The 14,546-nt window shown below is 50.6% G+C and carries 15 protein-coding genes, 1 tRNA gene and 2 pseudogenes; 13 read left to right on the plus strand and 5 right to left on the minus strand.

Annotation, left to right across the window (positions count from 1 at the left end; all coding sequences use genetic code 11):
• Window positions 1–50: 50 nt before the first annotated feature.
• On the minus strand, window positions 51–779 hold the full coding sequence (locus OGY83_RS20045) for a MurR/RpiR family transcriptional regulator (protein ID WP_194211488.1): 729 nt from the start codon (window positions 777–779) through the stop codon (window positions 51–53).
• 52 nt (window positions 780–831) lie between these two features.
• Between OGY83_RS20045 and yqfB the strand changes: the two genes are divergently transcribed.
• Entirely contained in the window at window positions 832–1,143 is a 312-nt protein-coding gene (yqfB, locus tag OGY83_RS20050; RefSeq protein ID WP_079938632.1) for a N(4)-acetylcytidine aminohydrolase, read from the plus strand.
• Between the two features lie 163 nt (window positions 1,144–1,306).
• Complete coding sequence (trhA, locus tag OGY83_RS20055; RefSeq protein ID WP_003825509.1) at window positions 1,307–1,960, plus strand: PAQR family membrane homeostasis protein TrhA; 654 nt, start codon at window positions 1,307–1,309, stop codon at window positions 1,958–1,960.
• A gap of 140 nt (window positions 1,961–2,100) precedes the next feature.
• Here the strand turns inward: trhA and ygfZ are convergent, their stop codons facing one another.
• Window positions 2,101–3,084 carry a tRNA-modifying protein YgfZ gene (gene ygfZ / locus OGY83_RS20060; RefSeq protein WP_286636757.1) on the minus strand — a complete coding sequence of 328 codons (984 nt, stop codon included), beginning with the start codon at window positions 3,082–3,084 and terminating at the stop codon, window positions 2,101–2,103.
• Window positions 3,085–3,341: 257 nt separating this feature from the next.
• Here ygfZ and sdhE point away from each other — a divergent pair, with 257 nt between their 5' ends.
• Together sdhE and OGY83_RS20070 are read left to right on the plus strand one after the other, a co-directional pair.
• Entirely contained in the window at window positions 3,342–3,608 is a 267-nt protein-coding gene (gene sdhE / locus OGY83_RS20065) for an FAD assembly factor SdhE (RefSeq protein WP_016150945.1), read from the plus strand.
• Window positions 3,589–3,996 carry a protein YgfX gene (locus OGY83_RS20070; protein ID WP_003825515.1) on the plus strand — a complete coding sequence of 136 codons (408 nt, stop codon included), beginning with the start codon at window positions 3,589–3,591 and terminating at the stop codon, window positions 3,994–3,996. The genes sdhE and OGY83_RS20070 overlap by 20 nt, the downstream gene beginning before the upstream one ends.
• Before the next feature lie 101 nt (window positions 3,997–4,097).
• On the opposite strand, the gene fldB is transcribed toward OGY83_RS20070, so the two are convergent.
• Window positions 4,098–4,619: a flavodoxin FldB gene (fldB, locus tag OGY83_RS20075; protein ID WP_003026933.1), complete on the minus strand. Its 522-nt coding sequence runs from the start codon at window positions 4,617–4,619 to the stop codon at window positions 4,098–4,100.
• Between the two features lie 113 nt (window positions 4,620–4,732).
• Here fldB and xerD point away from each other — a divergent pair, with 113 nt between their 5' ends.
• From xerD to lysS, 5 genes are all read left to right on the plus strand, one after another.
• Window positions 4,733–5,629, plus strand: coding sequence for a site-specific tyrosine recombinase XerD (gene xerD, locus OGY83_RS20080; RefSeq protein WP_003825519.1), 897 nt, complete (start codon window positions 4,733–4,735; stop codon window positions 5,627–5,629).
• 28 nt (window positions 5,630–5,657) lie between these two features.
• Window positions 5,658–6,371 carry a bifunctional protein-disulfide isomerase/oxidoreductase DsbC gene (gene dsbC / locus OGY83_RS20085; protein ID WP_286636760.1) on the plus strand — a complete coding sequence of 238 codons (714 nt, stop codon included), beginning with the start codon at window positions 5,658–5,660 and terminating at the stop codon, window positions 6,369–6,371.
• Between the two features lie 5 nt (window positions 6,372–6,376).
• Entirely contained in the window at window positions 6,377–8,110 is a 1,734-nt protein-coding gene (gene recJ / locus OGY83_RS20090) for a single-stranded-DNA-specific exonuclease RecJ (protein WP_079938629.1), read from the plus strand.
• A 91-nt stretch (window positions 8,111–8,201) separates the two neighbouring features.
• Window positions 8,202–9,300, plus strand: a protein-coding gene (prfB, locus tag OGY83_RS20095; RefSeq protein ID WP_096878465.1) for a peptide chain release factor 2 whose coding sequence is annotated in 2 segments (ribosomal slippage) — window positions 8,202–8,276 and window positions 8,278–9,300 — 1,098 coding nt in all. Because the reading frame shifts where the segments join, the coding sequence is not laid out codon by codon here.
• A 9-nt stretch (window positions 9,301–9,309) separates the two neighbouring features.
• A complete protein-coding gene (gene lysS / locus OGY83_RS20100; RefSeq protein ID WP_003026911.1) occupies window positions 9,310–10,827 on the plus strand; it encodes a lysine--tRNA ligase in 1,518 nt (505 codons plus the stop codon).
• 77 nt (window positions 10,828–10,904) lie between these two features.
• On the opposite strand, the gene idi is transcribed toward lysS, so the two are convergent.
• Window positions 10,905–11,459 (minus strand): isopentenyl-diphosphate Delta-isomerase, encoded by a 555-nt coding sequence (gene idi, locus OGY83_RS20105; protein WP_079938628.1) that lies wholly within the window; start codon window positions 11,457–11,459, stop codon window positions 10,905–10,907.
• Between the two features lie 166 nt (window positions 11,460–11,625).
• On the opposite strand from idi, the gene actS reads away from it, so the two are divergent.
• The 3 genes and pseudogenes from actS to OGY83_RS20120 form a co-directional block, all read left to right on the plus strand.
• Window positions 11,626–12,384, plus strand: a complete 759-nt coding sequence (gene actS, locus OGY83_RS20110; RefSeq protein WP_003026902.1) for an amidase activator ActS — start codon at window positions 11,626–11,628, stop codon at window positions 12,382–12,384.
• 79 nt (window positions 12,385–12,463) lie between these two features.
• A tRNA-Gly gene (locus tag OGY83_RS20115) sits at window positions 12,464–12,537 on the plus strand.
• Window positions 12,538–12,700: 163 nt separating this feature from the next.
• A pseudogene (locus tag OGY83_RS20120) lies at window positions 12,701–12,892 on the plus strand (Arm DNA-binding domain-containing protein); the annotation flags it as partial.
• On the opposite strand, the pseudogene OGY83_RS20125 reads toward OGY83_RS20120, so the two are convergent.
• A pseudogene (locus OGY83_RS20125) lies at window positions 12,867–13,033 on the minus strand (IS3-like element ISKpn37 family transposase); the annotation flags it as partial. The pseudogenes OGY83_RS20120 and OGY83_RS20125 overlap by 26 nt on opposite strands.
• 669 nt (window positions 13,034–13,702) lie before the next feature.
• On the opposite strand from OGY83_RS20125, the gene OGY83_RS20130 reads away from it, so the two are divergent.
• On the plus strand, window positions 13,703–14,546 hold an 844-nt coding region (locus tag OGY83_RS20130; protein ID WP_286636446.1), incomplete at its 3' end, for a helix-turn-helix domain-containing protein.

The raw sequence follows: 14,546 nt of genomic DNA on the forward strand, positions 1-14,546 counted from the left end.
ACAAAATAGCGCTAATGTGATTTGTTACATCCAAAAAACAGATTGTTTTTTTACGCTATTCTTTTCGCCAACTTGCGGCCGAGTGATTCCAGAATATAAATAACAGGGATCTGCGTGGTTATATCGTATACCCCGGCAATGCGCGTCTGTGGAACGTGCCAGGAGAGATTAAAGTCAGCCAATTTGGCCAGACGCGAATGTTCATGACTGGTGACAGACAGGACCTTACAGTTATGCAGGCTGAACTGGCTGGCAAAGCGCAGGATCTCTTCTGTTTCACCGGAAACGGAAAGCACGATCGCCAGCGCGTTTCTGGCCATGTCATTCGTTACTGGGAAATAAGGGTCATCAATGTGATTACTGAATTTTCCGACGTTTGAGAAAAAACGTGCACCATATTTTGCTAAGGCTCCGGATGTTCCCGCTCCAACGAATATAATACGCTCAGAAGCTAATATAATATCAACAGCCTGATCGAGCAGATTATCGAACTCATCGTTATTAACGCCTTTAAAGAAGCTGATAATTTCGCTGGCACCGAAATTAGCCTGTTGCGGTTCATTCTGCTCTAAATATAATTTGAAGCGCACGCGAAATTCTGAGTAACCTTCACATTTAAGCTTGCGGCAAAAGCGCAGTACGGTGGTAGTGGAAACACCCACGGCATCGGCCAGTTCGCGAATGGTCATGTACATGACTTTGTCACGGTTTTTGATGACATAGTTGTAGACCAGCATCTCAAGATTGTTGAGACTGGCGATGGCAGCGTGGGAGAACATACTCACAATGGCAAAACTCACTCATCAGACTTCATCTACAGGGAATAATAACATGCAGCCAAATGACATCACTTTTTTTCAGCGTTTCCAGGATGACATACTGGCCGGACGCAAGACCATCACCATTCGTGACGAGTCCGAATCACACTTTAAGGCCGGGGACATTTTACGGGTTGGGCGCTTCGAAGATGACGGTTACTTCTGCACGATTGAGGTTGTTGCCACCTCAACCGTCACGCTGGATACGCTGACGGATAAACATGCCCAGCAGGAAAACATGACGCTTGAAGAACTTAAACATGTGATTGCCGAGATTTACCCGAATCAGACGCAATTTTATGTGATTGATTTTAAATGTCTTTGATTTTAATGGTACGCATGTTAGCTGAAATTTAAAAACTAACACCATGATTTTTATTGATAAATATTTATCTGGTAATTATTTTAGCTAACATGTGTTCACTGGAACCATTCTCAGTTACGCTAGAGGAGCAATCACGATAGTGTTCGTTTCTCGGGAGTAAGTTATGGTTCAGAAGCCATTAATCGCGCAGGGATATTCGCTGGCAGAGGAAATAGCCAACAGCATCAGTCACGGTATCGGGCTGGTGTTTGGGATTGTCGGACTGGTGTTATTGCTGGTCCAGGCAGTGGATACCAATGCCAGCGCTATGGCGATCACCAGCTATAGCCTGTACGGCGGCAGCATGATCCTGCTGTTTCTCGCCTCAACTTTGTATCACGCGATCCCCCATCAGAGAGCGAAAGTCTGGCTGAAAAAATTCGACCACTGTGCGATTTATCTGCTGATTGCCGGGACCTATACGCCATTTCTGCTGGTGGGGCTTGATTCGCCGCTGGCACGTGGGCTGATGATTGTTATCTGGAGCCTGGCGCTGATCGGTATTTTATTCAAACTAACCATTGCGCACCGGTTTAAGGTTCTGTCACTGGTAACCTACCTGACGATGGGCTGGCTTTCGCTGATTGTTGTGTATCAACTGGCGGTTAAGTTGGCGGCGGGAGGCGTGACGTTGCTGGCTGTTGGCGGTGTGGTGTATTCGCTGGGCGTAATTTTCTACGTCTGTAAGCGTATTCCTTACAACCATGCGATCTGGCACGGCTTTGTGCTGGGCGGCAGCGTTTGCCACTTCCTGGCGATCTATCTGTATGTGGGATAACACGCATAGATTCAGTGTAACCCCGGGGGCGGCGTAAACGCCTCTCCCGGGCTGTATTTTGAAGACCGGACAAGGCAACGCCGCAATCCGGCGGCTTGTGCCGAATTGCGAGATGGCGCTGCGCTTATCAGGCCTACTAATTACTCTTCTTCTAACGAATATGGCAGCGGTACGATATGCAGCGTTTTTGCGTCGTCACGAACGCGGAACACGCTGTCGGCCTCCATGTCGTTATTCATCACAACCTGCACCAGTACCTGACCATCGGCCAGTTGTACTGCGGCAAGTACGGTACCGGTACGACGCCAGTTCTCGCCCATTTTTAATTCAAGGTCTTCGCCAGCTTCCGGTACTCGAGCGGCGGCGCCCGCTAAAGTCCACATGGCGCGTTTATTGGCTCCGCGGAATTTTGCACGAGCAACCATTTCCTGACCGGTGTAGCAGCCTTTTTTAAAGCTGATCCCGCCCAGAGCCTGCAGATTGGTAGCCTGTGGAATAAACTGTGCACTGTTGGCTGTATCAATAACGGGGATACCTGCTTCGATATCCAGCGCCAGCCACTGCTGGCTATTATTTAACTCAGCTTCGCCACGCAGCTTTTCAACCAAGGTTTCTGCTGTGGTGGCATCAACAATCAGCAGAAAACGTTCGGCAGGGTGTTCGAACCACAATATCGTGGAGGCACCTTCGGTAATGACCTGCTTATCACTGTTCGGTAATTCGCTAAAGAGGTTGGCCAGCGCTGCGCGTGCCTGGAATCCCGCTACGCCAAGCAGGACGCGCTCGTCGTCTGGGGCGATCGCCACCTTCGAGAAGACCGCATATTTTTTCAGCTCGGTGAGCTGCGCATCACGCAGGCTACGGCGCTCAAGCCATGCAAAACCGTCGCCGTGGCGGAACAGGCGCAGGTTGCTCCACATTTTACCTTTGGCATCACAATGAGCTGCAAGAACGTGCTGATGCTCGGCCATCTGGCTGACATCCGCCGTGACCTGACCCTGAATATACTTCTCACTGTCGACACCGGTGATGGTGGCGAGCGCCCAGTCATCGAGCGTCATTAGCGTCAGAGGTAAACGCGTTGACGCAAAAGGCTGGCGAGGAGGAAAAGATGTAAAAGCCATAATAATGTCCTGATTTGCTTAACGCTGTGATAATGACTAATGGTAAAAGAGCTATGGCCCATTGCAAGCGGTTTAAACAGGCTATTTGTGCCATATATTGCGCTTTGCGAGGAGACATCCAAAAATGGTGAATCCTTTGGCTTAATAAGGTTTTATTTAGCGAGCGAGCTTCAGTTTACTGATATTCCCGTAAAAAGAGCGGGAAAAACACGTTACAATAGCGGGATACTTCGTTTTCGCGAGACAGGGAGAAGAACATGGATATTAACAACAAAGCACGTATTCATTGGGCATGCCGCCGCGGTATGCGCGAGCTGGACATCTCGATCATGCCGTTTTTCGAACATGAATATGACAGCTTAAGTGACGAAGAAAAACGTATCTTTATCCGTCTGCTAGAATGTGATGATCCAGATTTATTTAACTGGTTGATGAATCATGGGAAACCAGCTGATGTTGAGCTGGAGCAGATGGTGCGACTTATCCAGACACGGAATCGGGAACGTGGTCCAGTGGCAATCTGATTTACGCGTATCATGGCGCGCGCAGTGGCTTTCACTGCTAATTCATGGACTGGTCGCGGTGTTTATTTTATTGATGCCCTGGCCATTGAGCTACACCCCATTATGGCTGGTTTTGCTCTCTCTGGTGGTGTTCGATAGCGTTCGCAGTCAGCGTCGAATCAACGCCTGTCAGGGTGAGATTCGGCTGTTGATGGATGGCCGTCTGCGCTGGCAAGGGCAAGAGTGGTCTATCGTTAGCGCCCCCTGGATGGTTAAAACAGGCATGATGCTGCGTTTGCGTTCTGATGCCGGAAAACGTCAACATTTGTGGCTGGCAGCAGACAGTATGGATGATGCAGAGTGGAGGGATTTACGGCGGTTGATGCTGCAAAAGGCGAAGCAAGGGTAACGCATGACACATGCCTTATGGCGCACAGCTTGAAGGCCTACAGTTAGGTGCATCATGCAGGCCGGATAAGGCATTTACACCGTCATCCGGCAAACCGGTTATCAGGACCAGTGCTCGGCCATTTCCCCAAGAATTTGCTCGCACCAGGCCTGAATGCGCTCATCGCTGAGATCGTACTGGTTCGTTTCATCCAGCGCCAGGCCAACAAACAGTTGTCCATCAGCAATGACGGGTTTATCGCTGGTGAATTCGTAGCCTTCGGTGGGCCAGTAGCCGACAAACTTTACACCTTTGGTGATCAGTTTATCGTGCAGCATACCCAGCGCATCCAGGAACCATTCGCCGTATCCCAACTGATCGCCCATACCGTAAAGCGCGACAATCTTGCCTTCCAGGTTGAGGTCGTCCAGTTGCTCCCAGACCGCTTCCCAGTCCTCCTGAATTTCACCGAAATCCCAGGTTGGGATGCCCAAAATGAGCACGTCATACTGCTCCATTAGAGTCGGGGAATCATCTTTGAGGTTATGCAGTGTCACCAGTTCGGGACCCAGGATATCGCGGATTTTTTCTGCTGCCATTTCGGTGTAGCAGGTGCTGGAACCGTAAAAAAGACCCATGTTCATGACGTAAACATCTCAATTCTGCTGTAGCGTTGCGGGTAGTGTAACAGAATCACCGCATTCTCGGCACAATGAGGCATAATGCATCAAAAATGAGAGTGGAATAAGGGGCGCGAGTGGAACAGGATCTGGCGCGCATCGAGCAGTTTCTTGATGCCCTGTGGCTGGAACGAAATCTGGCGGAAAACACATTAAGTGCGTATCGTCGCGATTTGACCATGCTTGTGGAATGGTTACATCACCGCGGCGCTTCGCTTGCGACCGCGCAAAGTGATGACCTGCAAGCCCTGCTGGCTGAGCGGATGGATGGGGGGTATAAAGCCACCAGTTCCGCACGTTTGCTCAGTGCGACGCGACGTTTTTTTCAGCATCTGTATCGCGAAAAATATCGCGAAGATGACCCCAGCGCCTCGCTTGCATCACCTAAACTTCCGCAGCGCCTGCCTAAAGATCTCAGCGAAGCGCAGGTTGAGCGGCTGCTACAAGCGCCGCTTATTGAGCAACCGCTGGAGCTACGCGACAAAGCCATGCTGGAAGTGCTGTATGCAACGGGCCTGCGCGTGTCTGAACTGGTAGGGCTGACGATGAGTGACGTCAGCCTGCGTCAGGGCGTGGTACGGGTGATCGGTAAAGGTAACAAAGAGCGCCTTGTCCCGTTGGGTGAGGAGGCAGTGTACTGGCTGGAGACATACCTGGAGCATGGGCGTCCATGGTTGCTCAACGGCGTATCGATAGATGTGCTGTTTCCCAGTCAGCGGGCGCAACAGATGACCCGTCAGACCTTCTGGCATCGTATCAAACACTATGCTGTGTTGGCGGGAATCGACAGCGAAAAGCTGTCACCGCACGTCCTGCGGCACGCGTTTGCCACGCATCTGCTCAACCATGGCGCAGACCTGCGCGTGGTGCAGATGCTACTGGGGCATAGCGATCTCTCGACAACGCAAATTTATACTCATGTCGCAACGGAGCGCTTGCGGCAACTACATCAACAGCATCACCCGCGAGCGTGAGTGCTGACAGGACAGGATAGGATAGGCTATGAAAAAACGTTTTATGATGTTCACCCTGCTGGCGACGGCGTTTTCCGGCATGGTACATGCAGACGACGCGGCAATTCGCCAGTCATTAACAAAGCTGGGTGTGCAGAGCAACGAGATTCAAGCAGCTCCGGTTGCGGGTATGAAAACCGTACTGACCAATAGCGGCGTGCTGTACGTTACCGAAGATGGTAAACATATTATTCAGGGACCGATGTACGACGTGAGCGGCGCAAGTCCGGTAAATGTCACCAACCAGTTGCTGATGAAGCATCTGAACGCGCTGGAAAAAGAGATGATCATCTACAAAGCGCCGCAGGAAAAACACGTCATTACCGTTTTCACCGACATCACTTGTGGTTACTGCCACAAGCTGCATGAAGAGATGAAAGATTACAATGCGTTGGGGATCACCGTACGTTATCTTGCCTTCCCACGTCAGGGGCTGGACAGCCAGGCTGAGCAGGACATGAAGTCTATCTGGTGTGCGAAGGACAAAAACAAAGCCTTTGACGACGCGATGACTGGCAAGGACGTAAAACCGGCGACCTGTGATGTGGATATCGCTAACCACTATGCGCTGGGCGTACAGTTTGGCGTCAGCGGTACACCGGCGATTGTGCTGAGCAATGGCTATGTCGTACCTGGTTATCAGGGCCCGAAAGAGATGAAAGAATTCCTCGACGCACATGCAAAACAGACCAGCGGTAAATAATTCGCGTGAAACAACAGATACAACTTCGTCGGCGTGAAGCCGACGAGACCGTCGAGCTACCTGCAGACTTGCCGCCACTGCTGCGCCGTTTATACGCCAGTCGCGGCGTGCGTAGCGCGCAGGAACTTGAGCGTAGCGTGAAAGGAATGCTGCCGTGGCAGCATTTAAACGGTGTCGAAAAGGCGGTTGAGATCCTCTACAACGCCTTTCGTGCGGGAACTCGCATCATCGTTGTCGGCGATTTCGATGCTGACGGCGCGACCAGCACGGCACTAAGCATCCTGGCGATGCGCGCGTTGGGCTGCAGTAACGTTGACTACCTGGTGCCCAATCGTTTTGAAGACGGCTATGGTTTAAGCCCGGAAGTCGTTGATCAGGCACATGCCCGGGGCGCGCAGCTGATTGTCACCGTAGACAACGGCATCTCGTCTCACGCGGGTGTCGAACATGCCAGAACGTTGGGGATTCCGGTCGTTGTGACCGATCACCACCTGCCAGGGGATACGCTGCCGGGTGCTGAAGCGATCATCAATCCTAACCTGCACGACTGTGAGTTCCCGTCGAAATCGCTGGCAGGCGTTGGTGTAGCCTTCTATCTGATGCTGGCGCTGCGTACTTTCCTGCGTGATAAAGGCTGGTTTGATGAACGAGGCATTGCTCCACCGAACCTGGCGGATTTGCTCGATCTGGTTGCACTTGGCACGGTGGCTGACGTGGTTCCGCTGGATGCCAATAACCGCATTCTGACGTGGCAAGGCTTAAGCCGTATCCGCGCCGGAAAGTGTCGCCCTGGTATTAAAGCGCTGCTGGAGATTTCCAATCGCGACCCCCTCAAATTGGCTGCCAGTGATTTAGGTTTTGCCCTCGGGCCACGGCTGAATGCGGCGGGGCGTCTGGACGATATGTCCGTTGGCGTAGCGCTGTTGCTGTGCGACAACATTGGTGAAGCGCGCGTGCTGGCCAATGAGCTGGACGCACTCAACCAGACGCGCAAAGAGATCGAGCAGGGTATGCAGGCCGAAGCACTGACCCTGTGTGAAAAGCTGGAGCGCAGTAGCGATACGCTACCGGGCGGTCTGGCGATGTATCATCCCGAGTGGCACCAGGGCGTGGTGGGGATTCTGGCATCGCGTATTAAAGAGCGCTTCCATCGCCCGGTGATAGCGTTTGCCCCGGCAGGTGACGGTACTCTCAAAGGATCCGGGCGTTCGATTCAGGGGCTGCACATGCGCGATGCGCTGGAGCGCCTGGACACCCTTCATCCGGGCATGATTCTCAAGTTTGGCGGTCACGCCATGGCGGCGGGGTTATCACTTGAAGAGGCGCAGTTTGAGCGTTTCCAGCAGCGTTTTGGCGAACTGGTAACCGAGTGGCTGGATCCCGCCTTACTGCAAGGTGAAGTGGTGTCGGATGGCCCACTGAGCGCAGCGGAGATGACCATGGAGGTCGCACAAATGCTGCGCGATGCCGGACCGTGGGGGCAAATGTTCCCGGAACCGCTGTTTGACGGGCATTTCCGTTTGCTGCAGCAGCGTCTGGTCGGTGAGCGTCATCTGAAGGTAATGGTCGAGCCTGTAGGCGGTGGTCCACTGTTGGACGGCATTGCGTTTAACGTCGATACTACCTGCTGGCCGGACAACGGCGTGCGCGAAGTTCAACTTGCCTACAAACTGGATATTAATGAGTTTCGCGGCAACCGTAGTTTGCAGATTATAATCGACAATATCTGGCCACTTTAGCGTCACTAATCGCTATAAAAAAGGGCGTGGATTAGTTACAATCCCGCTCTTATCACCGCATTTTGACTAGTCCAATAAAAGAAATCAGACAATGTTTGAAATTAATCCGGTAAATAACCGCATTCAGGACCTCACGGAGCGCTCTGACGTTCTTAGGGGGTATCTTTGACTATGATGCCAAGAAAGAGCGTCTGGAAGAAGTAAACGCCGAGCTGGAACAGCCGGACGTATGGAACGAACCCGAACGCGCGCAGGCGCTGGGTAAAGAGCGTTCTTCTCTTGAGGCCATCGTCGATACGCTCGATCAGATGAGTCAGGGCCTGGAAGATGTCTCCGGCCTGCTGGAGCTGGCTGTAGAAGCCGACGACGAAGAAACCTTTAACGAAGCCGTAGCAGAACTCGATACGCTGGAAGATAAGCTGGCCCAGCTGGAATTCCGTCGTATGTTCTCCGGTGAATATGACAGCGCAGATTGCTATCTCGATATTCAGGCTGGTTCTGGCGGTACAGAAGCGCAGGACTGGGCAAGCATGCTGATGCGTATGTATCTGCGTTGGGCTGAAGCGCGCGGCTTTAAGACCGAAATTATTGAAGAATCTGAAGGTGAAGTGGCGGGTATTAAATCCGTGACCATCAGAATTGCTGGCGAATATGCGTACGGTTGGTTGCGTACTGAAACCGGCGTACACCGTCTGGTTCGTAAGAGTCCGTTTGACTCCGGCGGACGTCGCCATACGTCGTTCAGTTCTGCGTTTGTTTATCCGGAAGTTGACGATGATATTGATATCGATATCAACCCGGCGGACCTGCGTATTGACGTTTACCGTGCCTCCGGTGCGGGTGGTCAGCACGTTAACCGTACGGAATCTGCGGTGCGTATTACCCACATCCCGACAGGGATTGTGACGCAGTGTCAGAACGACCGTTCCCAGCACAAGAACAAAGACCAGGCCATGAAGCAGATGAAAGCGAAGCTTTATGAACTGGAAATGCAGAAGAAGAATGCCGAGAAACAGGCGATGGAAGACACCAAGTCAGATATCGGCTGGGGTAGCCAGATTCGTTCTTATGTCCTTGATGACTCCCGCATCAAAGATCTGCGTACCGGGGTTGAAACCCGTAACACGCAGGCGGTGCTGGATGGCAGCCTGGATCAATTTATCGAAGCAAGTTTGAAAGCAGGGTTATGAGGAACCAACATGTCTGAACAACACGTACAGGGCGCTGACGCGGTAGCCGACCTTAACAATGAACTGAAAACGCGCCGTGAGAAGCTGGCGAGCCTGCGTGAGCAGGGGATCCCGTTCCCGAACGATTTCCGTCGCGATCATACCTCAGACCAACTGCATGCTGACTTCGACGCAAAAGAAAACGAAGAGCTGGAAGCGCTGAACATTGAGGTATCCGTTGCTGGCCGTATGATGACCCGTCGTATTATGGGTAAAGCATCATTCGTTACGCTGCAGGACGTTGGCGGCCGTATTCAGCTGTACGTAGCTCGCGACGACCTGCCGGAAGGCGTCTACAACGAGCAGTTCAAGAAATGGGATCTGGGCGATATCCTCGGCGCGAAAGGTAAGTTGTTCAAGACCAAGACCGGTGAGTTGTCTATCCACTGCACCGAACTGCGTCTGCTGACCAAAGCGCTGCGCCCGCTGCCGGACAAATTCCACGGTCTGCAGGATCAGGAAGCGCGCTATCGTCAACGTTACCTGGATCTCATCTCTAACGATGAATCCCGCAATACCTTTAAAGTGCGTTCACAGATTATGGCTGGCATCCGTCAGTTCATGGTTGCTCGTGGTTTTATGGAAGTAGAAACCCCGATGATGCAGGTGATCCCAGGCGGTGCGGCAGCGCGTCCGTTTATCACTCATCATAACGCGCTGGATTTGGACATGTACCTGCGTATTGCGCCGGAACTGTACCTCAAGCGTCTGGTGGTTGGCGGCTTCGAACGCGTATTCGAAATTAACCGTAACTTCCGTAACGAAGGCATCTCTGTTCGCCATAACCCAGAGTTCACCATGATGGAACTCTACATGGCTTATGCGGATTACAAAGATCTGATCGAACTGACCGAATCACTGTTCCGTACGCTGGCGCAGAACGTTCTGGGAACGACTGAAGTGCCTTACGGTGAAGAAGTCTTCGACTTCGGTAAGCCGTTCGAAAAACTGACCATGCGTGAAGCGATTCAGAAATACCGTCCGGAAACCAACATGGCCGATCTGGATAACTTCGACTCTGCAAAAGCGATTGCTGAATCTATCGGCATCAAAGTTGAGAAGAGCTGGGGTCTGGGTCGTATCGTAACTGAGATCTTTGAAGAAGTTGCAGAAGCGCACCTGATTCAACCGACCTTCATTACCGAGTACCCGGCAGAAGTTTCTCCGCTGGCGCGTCGTAATGACGAAAACCCGGAAATCACCGATCGCTTCGAATTCTTCATCGGCGGACGTGAAATCGGTAACGGTTTCAGCGAGCTGAACGATGCAGAAGATCAGGCTCAGCGTTTCCAGGATCAGGTTAACGCCAAAGATGCGGGTGATGACGAAGCAATGTTCTACGACGAAGACTACGTTACCGCTCTGGAACACGGTCTGCCGCCGACTGCGGGTCTGGGCATTGGTATTGACCGTATGGTTATGCTGTTCACCAACAGCCACACCATCCGCGACGTGATCCTGTTCCCGGCGATGCGCCCGGTTAAGTAAGATGTAAAATGCCGGATGGCGGCTGACGCCTTATCTGGCCTACGATTCGTTATGTAGGCCAGGCAAGCGTATCGCCATCAGGCAATTATTTGTTGGCAGTAATTCCGCAACAGCGCACGCGCTTCTTTGTCTGCAACCTGCATTACCATCCACGGGCTAAAAGCCCACGGCGCCGCGTCAATCCCGCTTAAGACATCCTCAAGATTGCTCCACTGGCAATCCATCACTTCATCTGGGTTTAGCTGTAGCTCACTGACGATATGTGCGGCATAAACCGGGCATACTTCGTTTTCCACAATTCCACTTGGGTCCGTGGCGCGATAACGAAAGTCAGCGTATACGGGGCTGAGTGCGTCAATGTCTGCACCCAGTTCGAAGCGAGCCCGGCGGACAATAGCGGCTTCGTTGGTTTCACCCAACTGCGGGTGACCGCAGACAGAGTTGGTCCAGACGCCTGGCCAGGCTTTTTTGTGCAGCGAGCGGCGGGTGACCAGCAGTTGGCCCTGCTCGTTAAATATCCAGCACGAGAAAGCGGAATGCAGGGGTGTTGTGGCGGTATGCGCCGCATACTTTTCCAGCGTTCCGCAGGGTTGGTCCTGCTCATTCAATAAAATGACATGTTCCTGTCGCATAGCGTCCACCATCAATCTTAAGCACCCATATTATATGCTTAATTAAGTCAGATTAATTAACAGAGGGTGTGAAATGCCAGAGCAGACGGTTCGTTGCGCGATATGATTTGGCATCCGGTTTCTGGCTGCTATGATAAAGCGTCTGAAAATGTTGCGAGGTATTGTTTTGAGTGCAGGACGCCTGAAGAAAAATGGCCTGGGTATCGTGATGTTGCTGTGTGTCGGTCTGCTGTTAGCAGGGTGTTCCGGGAGCAAGTCGTCTGATACAGGAAGTTATTCCGGCTCCGTGTATACCGTGAAGCGGGGAGATACGCTATACCGTATTTCGCGCGCTACCGGGACCAGCGTGAAAGAGATCGCCCGCCTGAATAATATTTCACCGCCCTATACCATTGAAGTTGGGCAAAAGCTGAAGGTCAGCGGCGGCGCGAAAACCAGTTCTGGATCTGGCAAAACAACCAAGAAATCCTCAACCAAAACGGCGGCGGTCAGACCATCTTCTTCTGTGCCGCAGTCGTCCTGGCCGCCAGTAGGGCAACGTTGCTGGCAGTGGCCTGCCAGCGGTAAGGTGATCCTGCCTTATTCAACCGCAGACGGCGGCAATAAGGGCATTGATATCTCGGCTGCGCGCGGCACTCCGATTTATGCCGCCGGCGCCGGGAAAGTGGTTTACGTCGGTAATCAGCTACGGGGCTATGGTAATCTCATCATGATTAAGCACAGTGAGGACTACATCACTGCGTATGCGCATAATGACACCATGCTGGTGAACAACGGTCAAAACGTGAAGGCCGGTCAGAAGATCGCGACGATGGGCAGCTCGGATGCGACTACGGTGCGCCTGCATTTTCAAATCCGCTACCGGGCAACGGCTATCGATCCGTTGCGTTATTTACCGCCGCAGGGGAGTAAGCCAAAATGCTGACGGTGAATTAATCGCCAGTCAGTCGGGTAGTCCCTTGCCAAGAAGAGCGTAAGGTTTATAATCCCTTACGCACTTCAATGCGGGCGTAGTTCAATGGTAGAACGAGAGCTTCCCAAGCTCTATACGAGGGTTCGATTCCCTTCGCCCGCTCCAAACTCAAGTCTCCTGAAGTCTACCCAACTCAATTTTCCCTTGATAAATCAATAGTTATAGCATTCTATTAGTCTATTGAACTCAATTGTACTCACCCTGGGTCAAACTTAATGTGGGGGTATGGATAGGGGTAAAATTTTCCTCTGCTGAGAAGTATCCCCCAATGAAGATGACTGCTTGTCAGGTCGAAACTGTAAAACCCAAAGAGAAACTCTGTAAGCTCGCTGATGATGGCGGTCTATACCTGCTGGTTAATCCCAATGGTAAAAGATACCGGTGTCTCGAATACCGTTTGCTAGCTAAAGAGAAGCTACTCGCTATCGGCGTTTACCCAGAGATTCCTGCTTATAAAGCCGTATCCTTTGGTGTAAATGTGTAGGGTTGAGTTTGAGAATCGGAGCAACTTCACGTAAATCTCGCTGGTATTTAACAACCTGTTCGATAGCTACGAGTTTGAACTCATGAGGAATGTGAGTTTGATCCGACGAGTCGTGATTGTATATTATCTCCCATTCTCTGTTTTTATTTTAACAGTTTAGAGATGTCTTTTAATTTCCGAACAGTATATGGACACATCCATGTGATGCAAGTACTGGGTTGATGTAGTTTGCGGCCATCACATCACTACAGCCAGTCAAAGCGGGAAACCGTCATCAACCAGACGCCGCGTAGCTTTTCCAGATTCTGAGCAGGTTTACCTGGAACAGGCTTAACACCATGAGGAAGTGGAGTGATAAGCGATGTTGGCGGTGCAACGGACAAGAAGAAAGCTTGTTTTTCTCACTTTGGCGATGTGCGAAAAGCAACGAGGACCGATGCTGATAGACTTCTTTTTTCTGACAAAAGCTCCAGCAGAGACATTTTCTTATTATTCGCACTTTAGTCAATAAACCCGGCTGTCAGGTTAGTGAATAAATGCGAATCGTTATAACGATTAAAACCCAGGTCAGCCCCGGTGAGAAGCTATGTCTCAGGAAGAACATACACTGTATCAGTTGAAATAATTGCAAGTCAAACTCTGCATGCCAAGTCAGTGTTTTTATACTACAATAAAGTTTCCTGTTATGTGCTGCTCAAAAAGCTAAGTTTTTACGAAATTTGAGATGTAATCTTGCTTTTATAAGGTTTAGGGTTGCCATAATGAGTTAATTTCGGAGTTGGTTGAATGAAAGAAATGACCATGAAAGCAATTGTAGAATGGATTGAAGAGAACGTCTCATCAGGTATTTCCATTGATGATATTGTAAGATACTCCGGATACTCAAGGCGACATATTCATGAGATTTTCAAAGAGTATGTAAATATGCCTCCTGGGCAGTATATACGGCACCGAAGGTTATCCCGGGCAGCTATTAGATTAAGGTTAACGTCGCAATCTGCAACCGACATAGCACATCATTTGGCTTTTGATTCACAGCAGTCTTTTTCTCGGGAATTTAAAAAATTGTTTGGAGTGTCACCTCGGGAGTATAGGCTTAGTGAAAGCTGGAGTCTGAATAACTTAAAAATACCATTTAATTTTAACTTTCAGGATTTGCCAGAATTAAGATTGGTGGAACTGCCAGAAATGAGTTTTGTGGGCTATGAAGTTAATTATAGTGAGTTTATTAGTGATAAGCCAATTGACAGTAACCCACTCAGAATGGAGGCAATAGTTAGAAATTTAAATCACTACAAAGAAGATGTTTATCTATTATCAAGCTTTGAACCGAAAAGAAAAAATGATAATAAACTTGATGTTACGACTTTCATTGGTATTAAGGCTCAGGAAGGCAAGCAAACCAGAATGGTGAAGAGTCAAATAAACCCGCCAGGGTTATATGCAAACTTCACATTCCGGGGCAACTGGGTGGACTATTCTTCTGCTTCCAGACGAATTTATATGGAAATGCTGCCAAAGCATAGACTTAAACGAAAACGTGGAGTTGATATTGAGCACTTCAAGTTTATAGATAACACATCAACAGCAGAGGATTATTTGTTTGAGGTTGAATATTATATTCCAGTAA

It is taken from the genome of Citrobacter sp. Cpo090 (genome assembly GCF_030332665.1).
Classification (GTDB): Bacteria; Pseudomonadota; Gammaproteobacteria; order Enterobacterales; family Enterobacteriaceae; genus Citrobacter; species Citrobacter portucalensis.